The sequence below is a fragment of the Streptomyces fuscichromogenes genome, from assembly GCF_014645815.1.
Lineage (GTDB): Bacteria > Actinomycetota > Actinomycetes > Streptomycetales > Streptomycetaceae > Streptomyces > Streptomyces fuscichromogenes.
Genome location: NZ_BMML01000029.1, coordinates 21,723 through 43,212, shown reverse-complemented (window position 1 = coordinate 43,212; position 21,490 = coordinate 21,723). Strand labels below are relative to the sequence as shown.

The following is a 21,490-nucleotide window of genomic DNA, read 5'->3' as shown; positions in this document are numbered from 1 at the left end:
ACTTCACTGCGATGCATCGAGTCGATCTCGACCCCGGAGCCCCGGGCACGGATCGCTTCACTGGGATCCCGAGCCGGCGGCCGCTGCCGGTTTCGTCGTCGCCTCCCTCCTGGCGGACTTCTACCGCACCAAGTTCGCCAGCAGGACGGCGGACACCCGCGCGCCTTTCCAACCTGCCGACCGACTTCGGGCCTCCTCGCCGGGCCGGGCGCACTATCGTCGCGTGTATGAGGGTCCGTCACAACGTTCGCGCGGTCCTGTTGGAAGACGATCAACTGGTGTTCCTGCGCCGAAGATGGCCGGGCTGCCTGCCCTATTACACGACGGTCGGTGGCGGCGTTGAACCCTGCGACGCCGACCACGAAGCAGCCCTGCGCCGCGAAGTCATGGAAGAGCTCGGCGCCACGATCGGCCCTGCCACCGAGTTCCTGACCCTGACCGAGCCGGGTGACAAGGTCACTGTCGTGCGGCACTACTTCCGCGCCGAGGTGCTGGACATCGACCTGAACCTTCGTGGTGGTCCCGAGCCCGACGATGCCGATACCGGCGACTTCTCGCCGGTCCGGGTCGCGCGGGACGCATCTGCCCTGACGGCGCTCGAACTTCAGCCTCCCGAACTCGTCGGCCATCTGTGCGAGCATGCCGGGACTTGGGGCGCCTGAGAGGCGGTGCCGCTCGGCGGCTCCCACGGAGCGGCCCGCTCTGTCCGTGACCGCCGCCCAGGGCCGGTCGATCCCCCAAGGCGCGGTCGAAGCAGCAGGCTTGGCGGCGGGCGCCGTTCGCCGACCGAGTCATTCCGTCTGTGCGGCTGGCGGCGCAGGGGTGAACACGCGGTCGTCACGCAGAAGGGCCCACAGAACACTGGCCCGCCGGCGGGCCAAGGCGATGACGGCCCGAACGTGCCTGCAGCCTCCGCGAAACGCAGGGCAGACAGCCTGAGGCGAGACGGAGCCGGATGCCCGGAGGCAACAAGAATGATCTGCCGCTGATCGGACGTGCGCCGGACAGCCTCGTAGGCCCCCACCGCACCCAGGCTGTGGCCGAAGAAGATCACCGGCCGTCCTCGTGTACCGGAGCGACCGCATCGGCCACCTGGTCCGCGAGGACGTGCACATCGGTGAACCCGGGGGTCCCGCATTCGTACCGCCCGCCCTGGGTACTCGACGCACGCCGTCTGTGCCGTGTCGGCCAGCTGCGCCGCGAGGTGCTCACAAGAGCCGGCGGAGCCGCCCGAATGCGGGAAGAAGAGGACCGTCCAGGGTGTGCTGGGCGATACGGAGGCGGGAAGGCTCCGTAGCCATGGTTCGGCTTCGAGCATGACCATCGCTCTCTGCATCGACGACGAGGTCAGAGGGAGTGGAGCAGGGCGAGCGTCTGCTTGAGCTCGTCCCGCAGCGCATGTCCGGCCGCCTCGGCGTCTCCCTCCGCGATGGCGGTCACCATTGCGGAGTGCCCCTCGTCGCCGTGGTTCGGGTTGTCGGAGCGCAGGCTGAGCAGCTCCACCAGGTCGAGCAGCCGTTGTTGCAGCACCGGTACGAACTCGGTGAACAGATCGGTGAGCACCGGGTTGTGCGCTGCGGCGACGACTCCCTCGTGCAGGGCGATGTCGGCCGCGACGAACTCGGCGTCGCCGGCGTTCGCGGCATCACGGCGCCTGGTCAGGGCCCTGTGGAGGGCTGCGATGTCGTCGTCGGTCCGGCGCTGCGCGGCCAGCTGCGCGGCTTCGACCTCGACGAGCATCCGGACCTCGTAGACATCGGTGATGGCCGCCCGGCGGAGCTGGGTGGACCAGTCCTCCTTGGGCTTGGTCGCAATGACGAAGACGCCGGATCCCTGACGTGCCTGCACCAGCCCGGCACCGGCGAGGGCTCGCAGTGCCTCACGGACGGTCGAACGCCCCACGCCAAGGGACTTGGCCAGGGCGGTCTCACCGGGGAGCTTCGTCCCCACGGCCCATTCACCACCGGTGATCTGCTCGCGTAGGCGGTCGGTGGCCTGCTCGACCAGAGGGGACGGCCGCAAGGCACCTAGTGACATGTGGGGTTCACCTTTCCATACCTCTCAGGTTGTCTGAGGAGCTGAGTTGTCGTTACTGTACTCCGCATGCTGCTGCACGAGCTTCTTCTCCTCGGCTGCCGCTGCGGGGCCTGACACGACCGGCACCCCGCAGCGGGGTACCGGGCTGCGCCGGTCACCGGATGGCCGACCGAAAGAAGTTCCGCACCATGACTCAGGGCACAGTGTTTCCCACCCTGCGCACTCCCTCCGGTGATGTCCCGGCGGATGCGCCGCGCTGGAATCCCCAGCGCCCGAGCGCGATGACGCATCATCGTTACCAGCCGGCGCACGAACGGGTCGCCCTGCCGCTCACGGACAGGACCTGGCCGTCGCGGCGGATCGAACGAGCCCCGCTGTGGGTGCCGGTCGACCTGCGCGACGGCAACCAGGCGCTGGCCGAGCCGATGGACACCCAGCGCAAGCGCCGGATGTTCGACCTCCTGGTCACCATGGGCTTCAAGGAGATCGAGGTAGGTTACCCCTCCGCCAGTCAGACCGACTTCGACTTCGTCCGCCATCTGGCCGAGAGCGGCGCCGTCCCCGAGGACGTCACCATCTCCGTGTTCACCGCGGCCCGCAGGGATCTGATCGACCGGACCATCGCCTCCGCCGAAGGGCTCCCCCGCACTCTTGTGCACCTCTACACCGCGACCGCGCCCACGTGGCGGAACGTGGTTCTCGGCCGTTCCCGTGCCGAAGTCCACGCGCTGATCCGGGACGCCGCCACTCATGTGATGCGCCGTGCCGAGGAGCGTCCGGGTGCCGACATCCAGTTCGAGTTCTCCCCGGAGGTCTTCAACCTCACGGAGCCCGACTTCGTCCTGGAGGTCTGCAACAGCCTGACCGAGCTGTGGGAGGCGAGCCCGGACCGGCCGGTGGTACATAACCTGCCGGCGACGGTGGAGATCGCCACGCCCAATGTGTATGCGGATCAGATCGAGTACATGGACCGTCATCTGGCGCACCGTGAGTCCGTGATCCTCTCGGTCCACCCGCACAACGACCGCGGCACCGGCGTCGCCTGTGCCGAACTCGCAGTCCTGGCAGGGGCGCAGCGGGTGGAAGGCTGCCTGTTCGGCAACGGTGAGCGCACCGGAAACGTCGACCTGGTCACCCTGGCCCTGAACCTGTACGCGCAGGGCGTGAACCCGATGATCGACTTCTCCGACATCGACGCGGTGCGCGAGGTGGTGGAGTACTGCAACCGGCTGCCGGTCCACCCCCGTCACCCGTATGGGGGCGACCTCGTCCACACGGCCTTCTCCGGCACCCACCAGGATGCCATCGCCAAGGGCATGGCCCACCACGCCGAGCAGGCCGCCGAGATGGGCGTCCCCACCGAGAAGGCCCCGTGGGCGGTGCCGTATCTGCCCATCGACCCGGGCGACATCGGCCGCACGTACGAGGAAGTCATCCGCATCAACTCCCAGTCCGGCAAGGGAGGCATCGCGCATCTCCTCCGCACCCACCACAGCCTGGACCTGCCCCAGGCCATGCGCCCGGACTTCTCCCGCACGGTGCAGCAGGTCACCGACGCCACCGGTCAGGAGCTCACCCACAAGGAACTGTTCGATCTCTTCCGCACCACCTACATCACCCCGGCCCTGGACGGCCCGGTCACCCTGGATTCCTGGAACACCGCGGAAACCACGCCCGGCAGGCACCAGTTCACCTGCACACTGCAGATCGACGGGCAGGAGCGCTCCTGCCGAGGTACCGGCAACGGGCCGCTGTCCGCACTCTGCGAAGCCCTCCGCACCGTCGGCATCACGATCGACATCCTCAGCTACGCCGAGCACTCCACCACCACGGGACCGGGCAGCCCCGCCGCCGCCTACGCCGAATGCCGCGTGGACGACGTCACTTGCTGGGGTGCCGGCTGGGACACCTCCGTCCTGACCGCATCGGTGCACGCGGTCATGGCGGCCGTCAACCGCTCCGGGCGGACCTCCTCGTGAACTCGTCCCCGGTGCTGCGCGTGACGGACGCGGCCGTCGTCCGCGACGGCAATCCGATCCTGTGCGAAGTGTCGCTGACCGTACGAGCCGGCGAGCACTGGGCGCTGCTCGGCGCCAACGGGGCGGGCAAGAGCACCCTGCTCAGTCTTCTCGGGGCGCTTGCGCATCCCACCCGTGGCACCGTCGAGGTGCTGGGCCACCGGCTGGGGCAGGTGGACATGCGCCAGTTGCGTTCCTACGTCGGCCACGTCAATCCGCGGCACGATCTGCGTTCGCCCCTCAAGGTGCAGGACGTCGTGCTGACCGGGCTGACCAACTCCATCGAACGCGTTCCCCGCTGGGAGCCGACACCCGAGCAGATCGCGACGGCAGACCGCCTGATCGGCCTCCTCGGCCTCGGCGAGCGCCACGGGGCACGGTGGCCGACCTTGTCGCAGGGGGAACGGGGCCGTGCGCTCATCGCCCGTGCGCTGATGCCCAGTCCGCGACTTCTGCTGCTCGACGAGCCCGCGACCGGTCTTGACGTCGCTGGCCGGGAACAGCTCATCGAGCGGCTCGACACGCTGCAACACACCTACCCGGAACTCGCGTCCGTCCTGGTTACCCACCATCTGGAGGAACTTCCTCCCGGGACGACCCATGTGATGCTGCTGCGTGACGGGCGCTGCCTGGCATCGGGTCCCGCCGACGAGGTCCTCACCAGCGACCAGGTCAGCAAGTGCTTCGACCATCCCATCCGGCTCACTCGCGCGGAAGGGCGTTGGAGTGTGAGGGCGAACCGCCAGGCCAGACCACGAGTCGGCTGAGGCGATGGTCGCGGTGGTGCGCGCTCACCGGCGTGCGCCACCGCGACCGGAACCTCAGCCCAGCGACTCCTCCGCCTTCTCGACGGCGCCCTGGGCCTGATCCCGGTCCCCGTCAAAGCGCTCCGCCAGAGCATGGAGCCACCGCTCGTTACCAGCACGCCAACGGATGGATCTCCTACCGGACTACTGCCGCCGCCCGCGGCAGGGGCCTGGCACCCCACGGCCGCCGCGGGCCGGCCCATTGGTGCTTCACCGACCTGGGATTCTTCCGGCTGGATATCGAGGTAGGGCTTGTAGTCATCCAGCCTGGTTGCACGGCTTTGCCACTGTCCGGTGAACATCTCCTCCACAGTGGCGGCGCGGGAGAAACGCAAGATCGTGTTGAGGGTCATCCCGAGCTGTCGGGCGACGGACCGCTTGCTGTGCCCGGTGGCGAGGAGAGCGTGGATGGTGGCGTGTTTGGCGCGGGTGCGTTCGGTGAACCGGTGCCCTGTCGGCCAGGGCGACGCAGCCGGCTCCGCCTCTTCCTTCGGTTCCTGAGGCTGGGCCGGTGTGGGACGCAAGCAGCTACGGTGCCGGTGGACGCACTTCTCGGCGGCTTCGCCCAGGTTGTGCCAGAGATGCCTTCGGTCAGCGACCTGGAGGGCCTGCGAGGCGCCGCGGGTGGCACCTCAGGCGAAGAAGGGCGCCCGGTCACGGCAGACGATCTCGATGCCGGGCCGCTCGGCGAGCCAGGCCGCGAGCGTGTCCGCCTCCCGATCGAGAAGGAGGTCGACCGGGCGACGTGTCTCGACGTCGACGAGCACGGTTCCGTAGACACGGCCCTTGCGCTGGGCGGATTCGTCCACGCCGAGCACGCGGGGTACTGCGGTGGCGGGGTCCGGAAGCGAGGCAATCAGCCTCAACAGGGTGTTCCGACTGACCGGAACCTTGAGGGCGTCCGTCATCCGGGCGCCGGCACGGCCCGCGAGCGCAAGACCGACCGGCACCAGCGTCGACCGCAGCCGCTCGGTCCGTCGCCCGGACCTGCCGGTGAAACCGGGTACTTGCTCGGCGAAGGTCATGCGCTCGCAGGATTCCTCCTCACAGACGAACCTCCGCACCCGCAACGACACCACGACGACTTGCCCGCCGTCGGCAGATCACGAGGAAATCGCACGTAGGAGCCGTGTATTCGCCCCGACCAGCACCCGCACCCCGGACAGACCGCCCGCCCAACGGTCGTACGGGCCTCGACCCGGACGACCGTGTCGATCACCTCGACCGATTCCACCAACACGCCCTCGACCGAGGAAAACATCAGCTCGTTCAACCGCGGCAGCACTTCGTTCACGGCGAAGGACTGTCGACCACACCAGCGTCCAGCCAGGCGATTTCCGGGCGGACTTCAGTGGTCGTGGGCGGCCAGTGCGCGCGTGACTGGCCTGCCGCGTATGAAGCTGGCTCCACTCATCAGGCCCCCTTGGAATCGATCGCCAAGGGAATCGGGAGGCGCTCTACCGGCGGACCGCCGAGATCAGTCCGCCGGGCCGCTCCTCGCGCTGTGGCGGGGTGCTGATCGGGCGACCGTAGGCGGCAGCGCGCTCGCGCAGGGTGTGGCTGTCGGCCTCCCAGCCGTGCCCGGCCAGCCAGCCCACCGGGTCGTCGGGCATCTCCGAGACCCACATGGACGCCCCCGATCCCGGCACGGTGTCCGCGCCGAAGCGCTCGATCACGCCGCGCGAGCCCAGCGTCAGCCCCATCCGACTGCCTCTCGCCGACTGCGCGCTGATCCGGGCCAGCAGCAGCTCCACCGCGTCCTCGGGCAGATAGATCAGCAGTCCTTCAGCGATCCACACGGTCGGCACGGCCGGGTCGTGCCCCGCGGCGGCCAGCGCGCCTGGCCAGTCCTCACGCAGATCCACCGCGACGGTGATCCGCTCGCAGCGTGCGACGGCCCGCTCCTGGCGCAGCACCGAAGCCTTGAAGTCCAGTGGGGCGGCCGTGTCGACCTCGAACAGTCGGGCGCCCTCGGGCCAGTCCATCCGGAAGGCCCGGCTGTCCATGCCGGCGCCGAGCAGCACGACCTGCCGGACCCCGGACGCGGAGGCCTCCTGCAACAGGTCGTCGAGAAACTTCGTCCTGATGACGATGGAGAACGACACGGCCAACCAGCGGCGTCGCGCGGCATCGTCATCGGGCAGCGGCGGTGAGGAGGGCCACAGGCCGCCAGCGGCGGCGAAAGCCTGTGCCAGGGGGTCGCGGAACAGTGCGTTCTCCCGCTCAGACTCCAGCGCCCTCACTCTGGCCACCCCTACCGCCGTGGCCCACACTCCCGACGGCTGCACCCGCTCCTGCTCATCAGTCACCGCGCCAGCCTAGGTGATCGATTCCAGGGGCCTGGTGAGAGGAGCAGGTCCAGCTTCAGGCGCAGCCAGCCGGTCATGTGCGCACTGACCGCCTACGACCGCTAGAACCACCTGGGCGAAGATCAACAGTCACCCTGTGTACGTGACCACAACAAGTGGACCCGAGCCACTTCACGTGAACGAAGCCATCGCCGGCCTTCAACACCCGGCACGGCAAGACGATCGGACAGTTCGCCTTCGCCGCTGATGCCGGCTTCCCGGGCGACGGCGGTGACCGTCCTGCCTGACGAGTCGACGAGCGCGATCGCGTCCCGCTTGAACTCCTCGGTGCACCGCTTCGTGTACTTGCTTCCCACTTGGTGCTGCTTCCTCTGGAACCTCAAGATCCCAGCCTCCGGATGTCCACGATCAAGGGGAAGCAGTCCCCCGTCATGGTCAAGGACCTCCGGAACGGACCGCACGAGGCCGAGGCTGCACCAACCAGGTCGTGTCGCCACGCAATCGCACAGGAAGGACTCTGCCCGGACAGAGCCGCGAACCAGTCGATCAGGAGTCCTGGCGGACCGGCCCAACCTCGTGATCGGCAAGCGGATGGCGTCCACGATCGTCGCCCTGTCCCTGCAACTCCCCGCCGGCACCGGGAGCCTCTGGGGCCGCGTACCTGACGCCGAAGGCGAAGGCGCGGCTTCTGCCGGGTTCGAGGGCGAGGGCAGCGGTGTGTTCGGGGCGGTTGAAGGCGTCGGTCATCGTCTCGACGGGTTCGAGGGCGATGGAGGCGCGGCGGTCGCGGGCCAGGGTGTCTCCGGTGAAGACGTGCAGGTAGCCGCTGTGCTGCCAGACGCGCAGCTCCTCGCCGGTCGCCGGGTCGGTCAGGATCGTCTCGATCCGGCCGTCCGGACCGGGGGTGAGGTCCGCGTAGCAGGCGTCGATGACCGTGTGTCCCAGCCGTCGTGGCATACGGAAGTCCATGGCGGGGCGGTCGTCCAGGGGGATCCGGGCGTCTTCGCCGGGCAGTGGGATGAGGGAAGCGTTCGTGCGGATCAGGGTGTGTGCGGGGATGTGCAGGGTCAGGTCGTCGACAGGGCAGGACAGGGTGAAGTAGGGATGCCAGCCCGCCGCGTAGGGGGCGGTGGTGTCGCCCACGTTCGTTGCGCGGATGGTGATGCTCAACTCGTCGGCGCTGAGCGTGTATTCGACGGTGAGGTCGATGGCGAAGGGATAGCCGGGGTACGTGCCCGGCCGGATGCTCGCGGTCTGCAGGAGCAGGCGGGCCGAGTCGGGTGTCGTGGTGGCGTGGGCGAGTTCGAAGGGTGCCTGGCGGGCGAAGCCGTGGTAGATCAGCCGGTCGCCGTGGTGGCCTGGGAGCAGGTCGTGGTCGTGGCCGTCGTAGTGGTAGCGGGCGTCGGCGACACGGTTGGGGAAGGGGGCCAGCAGGCCGGCGCGTACGCCGTCCTGTGACAGGAGTTCCTTCTCGTCGCGGTAGCCGTCCGTCAGTTCTGTCGGCTTGCCGGTCGGCTCGCTTCCGACCTGCCAGCTCAGCAGCGTCGCGCCACGCAGGGCGAGGACGGCCTGCGCCGAGTCGTCTGGTGCGGAGACGACGAGGGTGGGTTCGCCGCCGAGGCGGCTCTCGGTGATCCGGTACTCGGCGGTCACTCCCGTGTCGTTCCTTTCAGCTCGCTTCGGGGGCGAGCTTCTTCGCGCCCGTCATGATGGCCACCGCGTCCTCCATGGAGTGCGTCTCGGGGGTGATGACGCCGGCGCAGGCGCCGAGGCGCTGGATGTGGATGCGGTCGGCGACCTCGAAGACGTTGGGCATGTTGTGGCTGATGAGGATGACGCCGAGGCCCTGGTCGCGCAGGTCGCGGACGAGTTTGAGGACCTGGCCGGTCTCGCGGACGCCGAGGGCTGCGGTGGGTTCGTCGAGGATCACGACCCGGCCGCCGAAGGCCGCGGTGCGGGCGACGGCCACGGACTGGCGCTGGCCGCCGGAGAGGGTCTCCACGGCCTGGTTGATGTTCTGCAGGGTGCCGATGCCGAGCCGTCTGATGTGGTCGGCGGCCTGCTTCTTCATCTCGCCGGTGTCGAGCATGCGGAACACCGAGCCGAGGATGCCCTTGCGGCGGATCTCGCGGGCGAGGAAGAGGTTGCTGGCGATGTCCAGGGCGGGGGCGACGGCGAGGGTCTGGTAGACGGTTTCGATGCCGGTGTCACGGGCGTCCTGGGGGCGTTTGAAGTGGACCTCCTTGCCGTCGACCAGGATGCTGCCCTGGTCGGGGACGAGGGCCCCGGACAGGCACTTGATCAGGGTGGACTTGCCGGCGCCGTTGTCGCCGATGACGGCGAGGACCTCGCCGGCGCGGAGGGTGAGGTCGACGCTGTTCAGTCCGACGACCCTGCCGAAGAGCTTGACCAGGCCCTTGGCTTCGAGAACGGGGGCGGTGGCGGTCGTCACGACTTCACACTCCGGATCCACTGGTCGACGGAGACAGCCGCGATCACGAGGATGCCGACTGCGAGGACTTGGTAGTTGGGGTCGATGCCGGCCAGCGCGAGGCCGTTGACGAAGACCTGGACGATGAGCGCGCCGATCAGCGACCCGAAGACCACACCGCGTCCGCCGAACAGGCTGGTGCCGCCGATCACCACGGCGGTGATGGACTGCAGGTTGGCGTTGAGACCGCTGTTCGGGTCACCGCCGCCGACCCGCCCGACCAGGATCCAGGCGCCCACGGCGATGGCGAAGCCGCCCACCATGTAGGCGCTGAGCAGCACTCGGTTGACGGAGATGCCGGCCAGCCGGGAGGCCTCGATGTCGTCGCCGACCGCGTAGAGGTGGCGTCCCCAGGCGGTGTAGCGCAGGGCGTAGCCGATCACCGCGTACAGGGCGATCATGAGGAGGACGCCGTAGGTCAGGTTCAGCTGACCGAGGGAGACGGTCTGGCCGCTCCACAGCAGGATGTTGCCCGGCTGGAGGGCGACGGTCTGGCCCTTGGCGTAGATGAGGGTGATCGCGGTGAAGACGCTGAGCGTGCCGAGCGTCACGATGAACGGCGGCAGCTTGATCTTGGTCACCAGTAGGCCGTTGACCGCCTGGGCGGCTATCGCGACGACCGCCCCGGCCAGCAGGGCGAACACACCGGGCCAGTGGTTGTCCGCGACGAGCTTCGACATCAGCAGCGAGGAGAGCACCATCACCGCGCCGATCGACAGATCGATGCCGGCGGTGAGGATGATGACCGTCTGCCCGACGGCGAGCGAACCGATGACGGCCACCTGCTGGGCGACCAGCGAAAGGTTCTGCAACGCGTAGAAACGTTCGTTCACCAGGGAGAACACGACGGCTGCGAGCACCAGGACGATGGCCGGGCTGAGGGCCGGCTGGCGGTGCAGCACCGAGTGGATGCGCTGGCTGGGGGTGGCGGGCCTGTTGAGGAACTCCTCCGCCGGTGCCGGTGTGGCTTGACTGTCCACGTGGGTGGTCACAGGGGGTCCTTCCGGTGTTTTCCCTGGTACGGGCTCATGGGCTCGTGGAGTACGGGTGCGACGCCGGCGCCGTTACGACGGTCCGCGGCGCCGCACCCGGCGGGGTGTCAGCTGCCCCAGCAGGCGGAGGCGGCCTGCGACGGGGACTGCACGGTCAGGCCGTCCAGAGCCTTGGCGGCGACGAGGGCGGTACCGGTGTCGTAGAAGGACTTGCCGTTGGTCACGCTGGGCTTGCTGCCGCCGCGGGCCAGCTTCGCGATCGAGCTGACGCCGAGGGCGGCCATCTTGCCCGGGTACTGCACGGCGTCGGCGGCGAACTCACCGCTGGTCACGTTCTTCAGGCCGGAGCAGCTGCCGTCGATCGCGTAGACCGCGGCCTGCTTCTCCTTGCCGGCCGCCTTCAGTGCCTTGTACGCGCCCTCGCCCGCGGGCTCGTTGATGGCGTAGACGACGTTGATGTCCGGGTTGGCCGACAGGCAGTTCTCCATGGCGGTGCGGCCGCCGTCGATGGCGCCCTGGGTGGGCTGGTGGCAGACGACCTTGTACGTGCCGCCCTTGCCGCCGGTGTACTTGCCGGACTTGGCTTCCTTGCCGTTCTCTGTCTTGCTGCCCGGGTCGATGCCCATGCCCTCCAGGAAGCCGTGGTCGCGGTTGATGTCGACGGAGACGACCTGGTTGTTGAACAGGTCGAGCATGGCGATGACGGCCGGCTTGCCGTCCAAAGCGGCAGCCGCGTACTGGCCGATGAGCTTGCCGGCCTGTTCGTTGTCGGTGGCGTAGGTGATGTCCGCGGTGCTGGCCGGGTTCGGCGCGGTGTCCAGGGCGATCACGAACAGGCCGGCCTGCTTGGCCCGGCCGAGGGCGGCGTTCACGGCGTCACCGTTCGTGGTGATCAGGATGCCCTTGTCGCCGCGCGATATGGCGTTGTCGATGGCGGTGATCTGGGTCTGGGTGTCGCCGTCGGTGGTGCCCGCCGCCACCGTGAGACCCACGTTGTCCTTGGCGGCCTGGGCCTTGGCGTCCTTCTCCATGCTCACGAAGTAGGGGTTGGTGAGCGTCTTGAGGATGAGCGACACACCTACCTTGCCGCCGCCTCCCGAGGCGGACGAGGAGGAGCTTCCGTTCGAGGAACCGCAGGCCGCGAGCGTGGCGCCGAGGCAGACCGTGACGCCGATCGCCGCCGCCCGGGTACGCCGACCACGGCGGCTCAGCAGGTGACTTGTGGAGAAGTTCATGGCTCGATCCCTTTCGGATCCGTCCCTTGGCCGACGCTGAGACAACGTTGACTTGGCGAGATACTGGGCCTGTATGGACGAGTGCGTCAAGACGCTGATAGACATGCGTCAGCAACGAGTAGGTAACGCGAATCCGGTTGGAGACAACGATGACTCAGGGCGAGGCACCGCCCCGGTCCACCCGCAGCCGCCCCACCATGCGCGAGGTCGCGGCGCTGGCCGGAGTCGCCATCAAGACGGTCTCGCGCGTGTTCAACGGCGTCCCCACCGTCGATCCCGCGATCGTCGCCCGGGTCCGCGAGGCCGCCGACCAACTGGGCTACCGTCCGAACCTCACCGCGAGCAGTCTGCGCCGCGGCGACGGCCGTACCTCCACCATCGGCATGCTCGTCGAGGACGCCGCGAACCCCTTCTCGGCCGCGCTGACCCGCACCGTGGAGAACGTGGCCCGGGAACGCGGAGTGCTGGTGCTGGTCGGCAGCGTGGACGAAGACCCGGCACGTGAACGGGAGCTGGCCCAAGCGCTCGTCGACCGCCGGGTCGACGGGCTCGTGATCGTCCCGGCGGGACGCGACCAGAGCTACCTGATCAGCGAACAGCGCTCCGGCACCCGCATGGTCTTCGTCGACCGCGAGGCCGGTCTCCTGGACGCGGACGCGGTCGTCTCCGACAACCGGCAGGGCGCCGTCACCGCCGTCAACCACCTACTCAAGGCCGGCCACCGCCGGATCGCCTACCTCGGCGACCGCGCCTCCATCCCGACCGCCGCCCAGCGCTTCGCCGGCTACCGGCACGCGCTGGAGGTCGCGCACCTCACATACGAGGACGAGATCGTGCAGCACGTACCGGCCAGTGAGGAGGCCGCCGTGACCGCCACCAAGCGGCTGCTGGAGCTGCCGGATCCGCCCACGGCACTGTTCACCAGCCAGAACCTGGTCACCATAGGTGCCCTGCGTGCCCTGCGCGCCCTCGGGCTGCAGGACGCCGTCGCCCACGTGGGCTTCGACGACTTCCCCTTGGCCGACATCCTCAACCCGGGCATCTCCGTCATCGCCCAGAACGTCGAGGAGGTCGGCAGGACCGCCGCCGAGATGCTCTTCCGCCGCCTGGACGGCGACGAGTCGCCCACCCGCACCGTCACTGTGCCGACCCGGCTGATCGAGCGGGGTTCCGGCGAGATCCCAGCCGAAGGACCCCGCCATGACTGAAGCCGTACGAGCCGCCCGGCCCCCTGCCGTGACCGTGATCGGCGAAGCCCTCGTCGATCTCGTCCAGCTCGACACGCCCGGCGACTACCGCGCCCGGCCCGGCGGCAGTCCCTTCAACGTCGCCATCGGCCTCGCCCGGCTCGGCCACCGCACCGCACTCATGGCGCGGCTGGCCGACAACACCTTCGGCCGGCTGCTGCGCGAACACGCCGCCGCCGAGGGCGTCGATCTGGCGTACGCCCCGGCGGCCGTGGAGCCGACCACGCTCGCCGTGGTCTCCACGGACGCGGAAGGGCGCGCGAGTTACGACTTCTACCTGGACTCCACCGCGGACTGGCAGTGGACCGAGGCGGAGACTGCCCTCGTCCCCCGGGACACGTCGGTACTGCACTTCGGTTCGGTCGCCTCCTGGACGTCTCCGGCCGACCGGCACATCCACGCCGTGGCCCAGCGCCTGCGCGCCGAGGGTGCGACGGTGATCAGTTACGACCCCAACGTCCGCCCCGTCCTCCTCGGCGCCCCGGAGCGTGGCAGGGAGGCCGTCGAACGGAGCGTCGGCACCGCCCACCTCGTCAAGGCCAGCCGCGAGGACGTCGAGTGGCTCTACCCTGACACCTCGATCGAGAAGATCGCCGCCCACTGGCTGGAGCTCGGAGCGCTCCTCGTCGTCATCACCGACGGCCCCGACGGCGCCCATGTCTTCCATGCTGCTGCGGGGAGCCTGAGCCGTCCCGGCCGGAGGGTCGCGGTGGTCGATACCGTCGGCGCGGGCGACGCGTTCACCGCGGGACTGCTCGGCTCGCTCACTCGCCATGGACTGCACAGCCCGCAGACGCTGGCCGCGGCCGACCCGGGCGTGCTGCGAATCGCCGTGGACGACGCGATCCTCGTCTCCGCGCTGACCTGTGAGCGTCTGGGCGCCGACCCGCCCACGGCCCTGCCCCGCCCCTCGCTGCCTGCCCAGGCGCCCCTGGAGGTGACGGACCTGGCGTTCGCCGACGGCGACCGCCTTACGGGCACGGGCGGTTCGGCGCCGCAGCCGATGCAGCCGGCCCGGGGCTGACTCCGACGGACGCGAGCCCATCCGGCCGCGGGTGGTGCCGGGCGCCGAAGCACCCGGCACCACCGGGAAGGGCGGTCACTTCCAGATGGACGCCAGTGACCACGCCTCCGAACGGCTGAGTTCGGCGGTGCCGTTGTCGGCGAAGACGTCGACGGCGGTGTGGGAGAGATCGGGGAACACCTGGTCGGTGAGGACGACCGGCTCGCCCGCGGCGGTCTCGGCGTAGACCTCGTCCGAGGACGCGTCGACGAGGACCTGTGGGCTCAGGGGCTTGCCACCGAGAGCCAGTGGGGCGAGGCGTCTTCACGGACACAGGCCACTGATCCCGCCCGTCGAGAGACGCTCCGGATCAGGACAGGTCTCCTCGGCTCAGGGGGTGACCCCGAATGGGATGCGCCGCTCGATGGCGTCCAGGCGGGCGACGATCCGGGGCCGCAGATCGGCTCTCACGTCCGCGCAGGCGCCGACCTCCCACGCGCCGAGCAGTTCGGCGATCTCCTCCAGCGGCAGCCCGAGGTGCTTGACCGCCTCGATGCAGGCCAGCCGCTCGACCGCTTCCTCGCCGTGGATCCGGTGACCGGACGGCGTCCGGTCGGCGGGTAGCGGTCCGGCACCTTCGTAGAAGCGAAGGGGGGTGGCCGGTACGCCGGAACGCTCGGCGAGCTGGGAGATGCGCATCCTGCTCATGGTCCCGACGGCAGACCTTCCACCCGACTGGAAGGTCGAGCCGGCCGGCGGTGGGGACCCGGTGGGCTCGGCCCCCGGAGGCCGGGCCGTGGCCAGCCCTCGATGTGCGATCCCGTGATGACCGTGCGCTCGCGACAGGTTTTCCCGGTGACGTCGAGGCGAACCGGCCAGGCCCTGCTCCCGTTGCAGTCGCTGCACGTCGGCGGGTCAGGACAGGCTGGTGGTGCCGAGCGACTCAAGCAGCCGTGGCGAGACCTGCAGCGCCGTACGCTGCATCAGATCCAGGATGCCGCGGATTCCCGCCATCTCCGATCCCCCGCCGGCACGGCCGGGACCCCCGTGCCGCAGGGCGGGCAGTGGTGATCCGTGCCCTGTGGTCTGGGTCATGTTCGTCGAGTCCAGCAGGTGCAGTCGCCCGTGCCACGGTGCCGCACTCCGAAGGAACCCGGTGGTCCAGGCGAGGTCGTCGCTCACCACGGATGCCGCGAGGCTGCCTCGGCCGCGCGCGAGCAGGTCCATGGCGTGCGGGGTGCCGCGGTAGGCGAGGACGGTCGCAGCCGGTCCGAAGGGCTCCACCTCGTGCGGTGCGGCGGCGTCGGGGTCGGCGGAGACGAGGATCGTGTCCAGGAAGGCACCGCGCTCGGGATCGGCGTCCACCACGCGCACCTTGTCGGGATCGCCGTGCACGATGCGGCCCGACCGTGCGATCGTGCGTACCGCCCGTCGCACGTCCGCGCGCTGCTCAAGGCTGACCACAGCACCCATCCCGACGCCTTCCGACGCGGGATTGCCGATGATGACTCCCGCCAGCTCGGAAGCGATCGCGTCGAGGGCGGCGCCCTCGTGCTCGCGGGGAACGAGGACGCGGCGGATCGCCGTGCACTTCTGCCCCGCCTTGACCGTCATCTCGGTGACGACCTCGCGCACAAAGGCCGCGAACAACGGCGATCCCGGGGGCACGTCGGGTGCCAGGACGATCGCGTTGACCGAATCGGCCTCAGCGTTGAACCGGACGGAGCGAGCCACCAGTTCGGGGTGGGTGCGCAAGGTCGCGGCGGTGGCCGCCGAGCCGGTGAAGGAGAGCACGTCCTGCTCGCGCAGGAGGTCGAGCGCCGGCCGCACCGATCCCACGATCATCTGCAGTGCACCGGCCGGCAGGACCCCTGCCTCGGACACTGTGCGGACCAGGTGTTCGGTGAGGTAGGCGGTGGGTGTGGCCGCCTTGACCACGCTGGGCATTCCGGCGAGCACCGCCTGCGCGAGCTTCTCGAGTGGGGCCCAGACAGGGAAGTTGAAGGCGTTCACCTGGAGCATCAGGCCCGGCGACGGGCTGACGAGATGGACGCCGAGGAAGTCCTGGCCGCGCCCCAGCCGCTCGGCGGGACCTTCGACCAGATGGGACGCGTCCGGCAGTTCGGCTCGGGCACGGTCGGCGTAGTCGCGCAGGACGCGGATACCGCCGTCGACGTCGTAGCGAGCATCCGTCGGGGTGGCCCCCGCGCGGGCGGAGAGGGCGTAGAGCTCCTCGCGGCGGTCACGGACAGCCGCCGCGGTCGCGTCCAGGAGACTCGCCCGCTGGTGGAAGGTGAGGCCGCGCAGAGCGGGCGCGCCGTCGCGCCGTGCGTACCCGAACGCGCCCGCGATGTCGAGGCCCTCGGAGGAGACGTGACAGACGGTCTCACCGGTGACCGCGTCGCGTACGGCATCGGCCGTGGCGTGTGTGGCCGTGGGGGTGACCCAGGTGTCCTGCAGATAGCTCTGGAGCATGGGTGCGGCTGCTTTCGTCGAGGACGGGAGGGGCAGAGCGGTCAGTCCACCGGGTGGTGGCCCCAGATGTCGGCGGTGTAGGTACGGCTGACCCAGGTGTCCTCGTCGACCTGCACACCGCCCGTGCCGATCTCGATGCCGAAGCCGGCCGGCGAGGTCATGTAGAAGGAGAACATCCCGTCGTTGGCGTGCTTGCCGAGCGTCGCCATGAGCCTGACGTCGTGCTCGCGGGTGCGGTCCAGGGCGCGGCCGACCTCTTCCGGGCTGGTCACCTCGCACAGGATGTGGTGGGTGCCCTCGTTCTTGTGCGAGCGGATGAAGGCGATGCTGTGGTGGCGGGGGTTGCAGCCGAGGAAGTAGAAGGTGCCCCACGGGTAGTCGGCCGTGTCGCTCAGCCGGAACCCCAGCACCTCGCAGTAGAAGTCGACCGCTTCCTGCACGTGCGGCGTCTTCATCACCACGTGTCCGAGCCCCTGCTCACCGGTCACGAAGTCGACCCCCAGCGGTGAGACGAACTGGCTCGGGGCGAGCCGACGGCCGCAGAACAACTCGGTGCGTATGCGGAGCGGGCCGGTGAAGTGCACCATGCGGGCCACCTGGCGGTCGCGGCACTCCTCGTCCGTGCCGATGGCCACGTCGATCCCGGCCTCCTTGAGCCGGACGGTCATCTCGTCGATCGCCGCGGGGTCACGGACCTCCCAGCCGATGACCGTGACTCCACCGCTCTCGGCATCGGTCAGCCACATCCGGAACGGGTGCTGGTCCATCCGCAGGCGATGCCGTGCGAAGTCGCCCGCCTCCCCCGGCTCGACCGCTAGGCCTATCACTGTCCGGGCGTACTGCGCCCATGCATCCGGGTCGGGCGTACCGATGCCCACATACCCAAGGCTCTGGATCGTCATGACGAAGAAGGTATTTGTTAGACCCTTGACGGTCAAGGGTCATACGAATACGTTGACGCCATCGAGCCGAGGAGGTCCCCGATGTCGGGAGAAGTGCCCGGGAAGGCCCGCCTGCAGCCCGTCGACGAGCGCGAGCTGCACGAGAGGACACTCGCGTCACTGGCGCCGTACCGCGACCAGGACGGACGGATCTACACGATCTGGGCGACCCTCGCCCACCACGAGGACGCACTGCGCCGCTTCATCGTCTTCGGCAACCACGTACTGGGGAAGAACACCCTCCCCCTGGCGTCCCGGGAACTGATGATCCTGCGGATCGCCGCCCGCGCCCGCGCGGCGTACGAGTGGGACCAGCACGTCAGGATCGCCCGCCGGGCGGGCCTCACCGACGAGATGATCCGGGCCGCCGCCTCCGGCCACTGGGCAGGCCTGGACGAGTTCGACCGGGTGCTGCTCACCGCCACCGACTCGCTCCTGGACCGCCAGGGCGTCGACGACGGGCTGTGGGGCCGGCTGGCCGCACTGCTCAGCACCGAGCAGATCATCGACGTCCTCTACACGGTGGGCCAGTACCTGACCATCGCGACCGTCATCAACACCCTCGGGGTCCAGGTCGAGGGTGATCTCGCCCTCCCCCTCCCCGCCGACCAGCAGAAGGACGCAGACGCATGAAGCTCGCCAACCTCGCCGGCCGCCCGGTCGTCGTCCGCGGCGACCGCGCCCTCGACATCGCGGACGCCAGCAAGGGCGCGATCGAACCGCGTCTGGAGGTGCTCTCCGACCTCTCGCTCCACGACGAGCTGCGCACCCTCGCGGAGCGCGCCGAGGACGCGGACTGGAAGCCGTTCGAGGCACACGACCTGGGCCGGGTCGCCAAGCCGTACAAGGCCATCGGTGTGGCCCTCAACTACCGCGCGCACGCCGAGGAGTCGGACCTCCCCGTCCCGGACGAGCCGTCGGTGTTCGCCAAGTTCGCCTCGTCCGTGGTCGGCCCGTACGACTCGGTCGTCGTGGAGCCGCAGTACGACAAGATCGACTTCGAGGCCGAGCTCGTGGTGGTCATGGGCAGGGCCGGCAAGAACATCTCCGCGGCCGACGCCTGGTCCCACGTCGCGGGTGTCACCGCCGGTCAGGACATCAGCGACCGCAAGGAGCAGTGGCGCAAGCCGATCAACCAGTTCACGCTGCCGAAGTCGTACGACACCTTCAGCCCGGTCGGCCCGTACCTGGTGACGGTCGACGAGTTCGCCGACCCGGACGACATCGAGGTGGCCGGCTGGGTCGACGACCTGGAGGTGCAGCGGGGCCGCACCTCGGACCTGATCTTCAGCGTGCCGGAACTGATCGCCTGGCTGTCGAAGCGGGTGACGTTCGAGCCCGGCGACATGATCTTCACCGGCACCCCCGCCGGCTGCGGTGTCCGCCGCACCCCACGGCTGTACCTGACCGCGGGTAAGGTCCTGCGGACCGAGGTCACGGGCGTCGGGACCATGGTCAACCCGGTCGTCGGCGGCTGACACCGGACGTGGCCGAGCAGAAAGGGCGGGACATCGTGAGCGACACCGTACGCGCGGCGGAGACCACGGGCGCGAGCCGGACCAGGGAGTTCTCGGAACTCCTGCGCCATCACCACCGTGAGCTGGGAACGACCGATCCCCGGGACCTCGACGCGATCGAGATGGTCACCGACCTCACCCGCCTCGAAGCCCGGCTGACGAAGGACTTCGAGAAGCACGTCCACCGGCCGCTCGGCCTGACCTGGGCGGGCTTCCGGATCCTGAACGCCCTGTGGGTCTACGGCCCGCTCGGCCAGCAGGACATCGGCAGGTTCTCCGGCTCCACCCGGGCCAGCATCTCCAGTGCGCTGGCGACCCTGGAGAGCCGGGGCCTGGTCAGTCGCGAACGGGTCGAATCCGACCGTCGACAGCTGTTCGTGGAACTCACTCCGGAAGGCCGCGAGACGCTGCGGCAGGCCATCGCGGCCCAGACCAGGCGGGAGCGGGCCTGGACGGCGGTGCTCCGGGACGATCAGCTCAGTGAGCTCGTGCACCTGCTGCGTACGCTGGTGAACCAGGAGACCCCGTCCGCGGAGTGAACCGGCGGGGTGCGACCCCCTGACCTGCGTCCGGAGTCGCCGTCGCACAGCCCTCCAAACTCGTCAGACTTCATACCGTCAAGCATCTAACAGTTGGTTGGTCTCTTCAGGTTCGTTCGTCTCAAGGCTCCATTTCTCAAAGGAGAGAATCATGGTCCGTCGTGTCGTCACCGGTGTCGATCAGCAGGGCAGGCCCGTGATCGTCAGTGACAGTGAGCCGCCCGTGACGCGTCAGTACACCCACACCCCGGGCTTCGCCCGCTCCCTGGTGTGGAGCACGACGGCTCCCGCCGTCCCGTCGGCCGACCCGACGGAGTCCCTGAAGTCCTATGTCCCGGCCCCCGGCGAGACGATCGCGCTGACCGTCACCTTCCCTCCGGCCAGCGTGTACGCCGCCCCGGACTGGGACCCGGCCGCCGCGGCCGCCGAGCAGCTGGCAGCGACCCCGGGCCTGGCCGAGCTCTTCGAGCCCGACAACCCGGGCATGCACACCACGCCCACCGTCGACTACGGGGTCGTGCTGAGCGGCGAGATAGTCCTCGACCTCGACGACGGTGAGACCGCGGTCCTCAAGCCGGGTGACCTCGTCGTGCAGAACGGCACGCGGCACGCCTGGCGGAACGCGGGCACCGAGCCGGCCACGCTCTTCTTCGTGCTCATGGGATCGAGGGACACCGCATGAGCCCGTCGGTCACCGCGGCGCCCGGCGCACCCGTCGTCGATCTCGATCTCGCCGACCTGCGCCGGGACCCGTACCCGGCCTACGCCGAGCTGCGCCGCACCGCGCCCCTGGCCTGGGTCCCCTCGGTCGGGCGGCATCTGCTCACCCGCTACGACGACATCGTGCGCGCCGAGAAGCTGACCGAGGTGTTCAGCTCCCGCGAGCAGGACTCCCTCCTGCTGCGCACGGTCGGCCCGAACCTGCTGCGCGAGGACGGCCCGGAGCACCGGCGGCTGCGGGCGGCGGCCGAGCCGCCCACCCGGCCGCGCCAGGTGCGCGACCTGTGGGCCGGCGCCTTCGAGAAGAACGCCCACGACCAGCTCGAACGGATCGCGGGCCGGGGCGAGGCCGATCTCATCGCCGATTTCGCCGAGCCCCTGGCGGCGGCCAACCTGGCCCTCGTCCTCGGCCTGCGCAACGCCACGGCCGACGACGTCTCCGGCTGGTCCCGGGCGATGATGGCCGCCAACGGCAACTACGCCGACGACCCCGGCATCTGGCTGCGCGCCGAGGAGGCCACGCGGGCCATCGAGGCGGCCGTGGCCGAGGTCGCGGAAACGGTCCGGCGTGAACCCGACGGCTCGGTGATCTCGTCGATGGTGCACGCCGCCGACCCGGTGGACCTCGCCGAGATCCAGAACAACGTCAAGGTCGTCATCGGCGGCGGCGTCAACGAACCCCGTGACGTCTTCGGCGTGGGCGCCCAGGCGCTGCTGCTGCGCCCCGACGTCCGCGAGCGGGTCCTCGACGAACCGGCGCTGTGGAAGCGGGTCTTCGAGGAGACCGCCCGCTGGGTGTCGCCGATCGGCATGTACCCGCGTCAGCTCACCGAGGACCACGAGATCGCCGGCGTCACCCTGCCCGCCGGCAGCCGGGTCGCCCTGGTGATCGCCTCGGGGAACCGGGACGACTCCGTCTTCGAGCGGGCCGACGCGTTCGACATCGACCGCCCGCACCGCCCGCATCTGGCCTTCGGCGGCGGTCCGCACTTCTGCATGGGCGCGTGGGTCGCGCGCCACGAGGTCAGCGCTCTCGCCTGGCCCCTCGTCTTCAGCCGCCTCAAGGGACTCCGCGTCGACGACAGCGCGGAGGACCGCATGGAGGGCTGGGTGTTCCGCGGGCTCACCTCACTGCACGTCACCTGGCAATCCGCCTGAGC

At 69.6% G+C, this 21,490-nt stretch carries 23 protein-coding genes, 1 pseudogene and 1 riboswitch; of the genes and pseudogenes, 10 read left to right on the top strand and 14 right to left on the bottom strand.

Annotation, left to right across the window (positions count from 1 at the left end):
- The first annotated feature begins 227 nt into the window (after positions 1-227).
- Positions 228-662, top strand: a complete 435-nt coding sequence (locus IEZ11_RS41865) for an NUDIX domain-containing protein (RefSeq protein ID WP_189268300.1) — start codon at positions 228-230, stop codon at positions 660-662.
- Positions 663-946: 284 nt separating this feature from the next.
- Here the strand turns inward: IEZ11_RS41865 and IEZ11_RS52635 are convergent.
- Both IEZ11_RS52635 and IEZ11_RS41855 read right to left on the bottom strand, forming a co-directional pair.
- Positions 947-1,318: pseudogene (locus IEZ11_RS52635) on the bottom strand (hypothetical protein); the annotation flags it as partial.
- A gap of 29 nt (positions 1,319-1,347) precedes the next feature.
- A complete protein-coding gene (locus tag IEZ11_RS41855; RefSeq protein ID WP_189268299.1) occupies positions 1,348-2,037 on the bottom strand; it encodes a FadR/GntR family transcriptional regulator in 690 nt (229 codons plus the stop codon).
- Positions 2,038-2,225: 188 nt separating this feature from the next.
- On the opposite strand from IEZ11_RS41855, the gene leuA reads away from it, so the two are divergent.
- Both leuA and IEZ11_RS41845 read left to right on the top strand, forming a co-directional pair.
- The gene (gene leuA / locus IEZ11_RS41850; protein WP_189268298.1) at positions 2,226-4,016 is read left to right on the top strand and encodes a 2-isopropylmalate synthase; all 1,791 of its coding nucleotides are present in this window, start codon (positions 2,226-2,228) and stop codon (positions 4,014-4,016) included.
- 11 nt (positions 4,017-4,027) lie between these two features.
- Positions 4,028-4,822 (top strand): ABC transporter ATP-binding protein, encoded by a 795-nt coding sequence (locus tag IEZ11_RS41845; protein WP_229713682.1) that lies wholly within the window; start codon positions 4,028-4,030, stop codon positions 4,820-4,822.
- A 671-nt stretch (positions 4,823-5,493) separates the two neighbouring features.
- Here the strand turns inward: IEZ11_RS41845 and IEZ11_RS41840 are convergent.
- The 8 genes from IEZ11_RS41840 to IEZ11_RS41810 form a co-directional block, all read right to left on the bottom strand.
- The gene (locus IEZ11_RS41840; protein ID WP_189268296.1) at positions 5,494-5,886 is read right to left on the bottom strand and encodes a transposase; all 393 of its coding nucleotides are present in this window, start codon (positions 5,884-5,886) and stop codon (positions 5,494-5,496) included.
- On the bottom strand, positions 5,883-6,122 hold the full coding sequence (locus tag IEZ11_RS52630) for a transposase family protein (protein ID WP_373295041.1): 240 nt from the start codon (positions 6,120-6,122) through the stop codon (positions 5,883-5,885). The genes IEZ11_RS41840 and IEZ11_RS52630 overlap by 4 nt, the downstream gene beginning before the upstream one ends.
- A 196-nt stretch (positions 6,123-6,318) precedes the next feature.
- Positions 6,319-7,170 (bottom strand): class I SAM-dependent methyltransferase, encoded by an 852-nt coding sequence (locus IEZ11_RS41835; protein WP_308426586.1) that lies wholly within the window; start codon positions 7,168-7,170, stop codon positions 6,319-6,321.
- A gap of 122 nt (positions 7,171-7,292) precedes the next feature.
- Positions 7,293-7,526: a hypothetical protein gene (locus tag IEZ11_RS41830; protein WP_189268295.1), complete on the bottom strand. Its 234-nt coding sequence runs from the start codon at positions 7,524-7,526 to the stop codon at positions 7,293-7,295.
- 190 nt (positions 7,527-7,716) lie between these two features.
- Entirely contained in the window at positions 7,717-8,823 is a 1,107-nt protein-coding gene (locus IEZ11_RS41825) for an aldose 1-epimerase (RefSeq protein ID WP_189268294.1), read from the bottom strand.
- 16 nt (positions 8,824-8,839) lie between these two features.
- Positions 8,840-9,622, bottom strand: a complete 783-nt coding sequence (locus IEZ11_RS41820; protein WP_189268293.1) for an ATP-binding cassette domain-containing protein — start codon at positions 9,620-9,622, stop codon at positions 8,840-8,842.
- Positions 9,619-10,653, bottom strand: coding sequence for an ABC transporter permease (locus IEZ11_RS41815; RefSeq protein ID WP_189268292.1), 1,035 nt, complete (start codon positions 10,651-10,653; stop codon positions 9,619-9,621). The genes IEZ11_RS41820 and IEZ11_RS41815 overlap by 4 nt, the downstream gene beginning before the upstream one ends.
- A 107-nt stretch (positions 10,654-10,760) precedes the next feature.
- Positions 10,761-11,888, bottom strand: a complete 1,128-nt coding sequence (locus tag IEZ11_RS41810) for a substrate-binding domain-containing protein (RefSeq protein ID WP_189268291.1) — start codon at positions 11,886-11,888, stop codon at positions 10,761-10,763.
- A 149-nt stretch (positions 11,889-12,037) separates the two neighbouring features.
- Here IEZ11_RS41810 and IEZ11_RS41805 point away from each other — a divergent pair, with 149 nt between their 5' ends.
- Together IEZ11_RS41805 and IEZ11_RS41800 are read left to right on the top strand one after the other, a co-directional pair.
- Complete coding sequence (locus IEZ11_RS41805; protein WP_189268290.1) at positions 12,038-13,096, top strand: LacI family DNA-binding transcriptional regulator; 1,059 nt, start codon at positions 12,038-12,040, stop codon at positions 13,094-13,096.
- Complete coding sequence (locus IEZ11_RS41800) at positions 13,089-14,159, top strand: carbohydrate kinase family protein (protein ID WP_229713681.1); 1,071 nt, start codon at positions 13,089-13,091, stop codon at positions 14,157-14,159. Before IEZ11_RS41805 ends, IEZ11_RS41800 begins: the two co-directional genes overlap by 8 nt.
- A 75-nt stretch (positions 14,160-14,234) precedes the next feature.
- Here the strand turns inward: IEZ11_RS41800 and IEZ11_RS41795 are convergent, their stop codons facing one another.
- From IEZ11_RS41795 to IEZ11_RS41780, 4 genes are all read right to left on the bottom strand, one after another.
- On the bottom strand, positions 14,235-14,447 hold the full coding sequence (locus IEZ11_RS41795) for a GH32 C-terminal domain-containing protein (RefSeq protein ID WP_189268334.1): 213 nt from the start codon (positions 14,445-14,447) through the stop codon (positions 14,235-14,237).
- A gap of 18 nt (positions 14,448-14,465) precedes the next feature.
- A riboswitch (M-box (ykoK) riboswitch) is annotated at positions 14,466-14,558 on the top strand.
- Complete coding sequence (locus tag IEZ11_RS41790; RefSeq protein ID WP_189268289.1) at positions 14,529-14,846, bottom strand: MerR family transcriptional regulator; 318 nt, start codon at positions 14,844-14,846, stop codon at positions 14,529-14,531. Its footprint overlaps the riboswitch before it by 30 nt.
- Before the next feature lie 207 nt (positions 14,847-15,053).
- Positions 15,054-16,613: a phenylacetic acid degradation bifunctional protein PaaZ gene (gene paaZ, locus IEZ11_RS41785; RefSeq protein WP_189268288.1), complete on the bottom strand. Its 1,560-nt coding sequence runs from the start codon at positions 16,611-16,613 to the stop codon at positions 15,054-15,056.
- 41 nt (positions 16,614-16,654) lie between these two features.
- Entirely contained in the window at positions 16,655-17,515 is an 861-nt protein-coding gene (locus IEZ11_RS41780; RefSeq protein WP_189268287.1) for a VOC family protein, read from the bottom strand.
- A gap of 81 nt (positions 17,516-17,596) precedes the next feature.
- Here IEZ11_RS41780 and IEZ11_RS41775 point away from each other — a divergent pair, with 81 nt between their 5' ends.
- The 5 genes from IEZ11_RS41775 (at position 17,597) to IEZ11_RS41755 (ending at position 21,488) form a co-directional block, all read left to right on the top strand.
- The gene (locus IEZ11_RS41775; protein ID WP_189268286.1) at positions 17,597-18,187 is read left to right on the top strand and encodes a carboxymuconolactone decarboxylase family protein; all 591 of its coding nucleotides are present in this window, start codon (positions 17,597-17,599) and stop codon (positions 18,185-18,187) included.
- Complete coding sequence (locus IEZ11_RS41770; protein ID WP_189268285.1) at positions 18,184-19,032, top strand: fumarylacetoacetate hydrolase family protein; 849 nt, start codon at positions 18,184-18,186, stop codon at positions 19,030-19,032. Before IEZ11_RS41775 ends, IEZ11_RS41770 begins: the two co-directional genes overlap by 4 nt.
- Before the next feature lie 35 nt (positions 19,033-19,067).
- Positions 19,068-19,610: a MarR family winged helix-turn-helix transcriptional regulator gene (locus tag IEZ11_RS41765; RefSeq protein WP_229713680.1), complete on the top strand. Its 543-nt coding sequence runs from the start codon at positions 19,068-19,070 to the stop codon at positions 19,608-19,610.
- Between the two features lie 151 nt (positions 19,611-19,761).
- On the top strand, positions 19,762-20,292 hold the full coding sequence (locus tag IEZ11_RS41760; protein WP_189268284.1) for a cupin domain-containing protein: 531 nt from the start codon (positions 19,762-19,764) through the stop codon (positions 20,290-20,292).
- Positions 20,289-21,488, top strand: a complete 1,200-nt coding sequence (locus IEZ11_RS41755; protein ID WP_189268283.1) for a cytochrome P450 — start codon at positions 20,289-20,291, stop codon at positions 21,486-21,488. The genes IEZ11_RS41760 and IEZ11_RS41755 overlap by 4 nt, the downstream gene beginning before the upstream one ends.
- Positions 21,489-21,490: the final 2 nt, after the last annotated feature.

Coding starts and splice junctions, on each gene's coding strand:
- IEZ11_RS41800 (WP_229713681.1), top strand. CDS start 13,089: ATGACTGAAGCCGTACGAGCCGCCCGGCCCCCTGCCGTGACCGTGATC.
- IEZ11_RS41805 (WP_189268290.1), top strand. CDS start 12,038: ATGACTCAGGGCGAGGCACCGCCCCGGTCCACCCGCAGCCGCCCCACC.
- IEZ11_RS41840 (WP_189268296.1), bottom strand. CDS start 5,886: ATGACCTTCGCCGAGCAAGTACCCGGTTTCACCGGCAGGTCCGGGCGA.
- IEZ11_RS41790 (WP_189268289.1), bottom strand. CDS start 14,846: ATGAGCAGGATGCGCATCTCCCAGCTCGCCGAGCGTTCCGGCGTACCG.
- IEZ11_RS41755 (WP_189268283.1), top strand. CDS start 20,289: ATGAGCCCGTCGGTCACCGCGGCGCCCGGCGCACCCGTCGTCGATCTC.
- leuA (WP_189268298.1), top strand. CDS start 2,226: ATGACTCAGGGCACAGTGTTTCCCACCCTGCGCACTCCCTCCGGTGAT.
- IEZ11_RS41780 (WP_189268287.1), bottom strand. CDS start 17,515: ATGACGATCCAGAGCCTTGGGTATGTGGGCATCGGTACGCCCGACCCG.
- IEZ11_RS41770 (WP_189268285.1), top strand. CDS start 18,184: ATGAAGCTCGCCAACCTCGCCGGCCGCCCGGTCGTCGTCCGCGGCGAC.
- IEZ11_RS52630 (WP_373295041.1), bottom strand. CDS start 6,122: ATGTTTTCCTCGGTCGAGGGCGTGTTGGTGGAATCGGTCGAGGTGATC.
- IEZ11_RS41760 (WP_189268284.1), top strand. CDS start 19,762: ATGGTCCGTCGTGTCGTCACCGGTGTCGATCAGCAGGGCAGGCCCGTG.
- IEZ11_RS41855 (WP_189268299.1), bottom strand. CDS start 2,037: ATGTCACTAGGTGCCTTGCGGCCGTCCCCTCTGGTCGAGCAGGCCACC.
- IEZ11_RS41775 (WP_189268286.1), top strand. CDS start 17,597: ATGTCGGGAGAAGTGCCCGGGAAGGCCCGCCTGCAGCCCGTCGACGAG.
- paaZ (WP_189268288.1), bottom strand. CDS start 16,613: ATGCTCCAGAGCTATCTGCAGGACACCTGGGTCACCCCCACGGCCACA.
- IEZ11_RS41865 (WP_189268300.1), top strand. CDS start 228: ATGAGGGTCCGTCACAACGTTCGCGCGGTCCTGTTGGAAGACGATCAA.
- IEZ11_RS41810 (WP_189268291.1), bottom strand. CDS start 11,888: ATGAACTTCTCCACAAGTCACCTGCTGAGCCGCCGTGGTCGGCGTACC.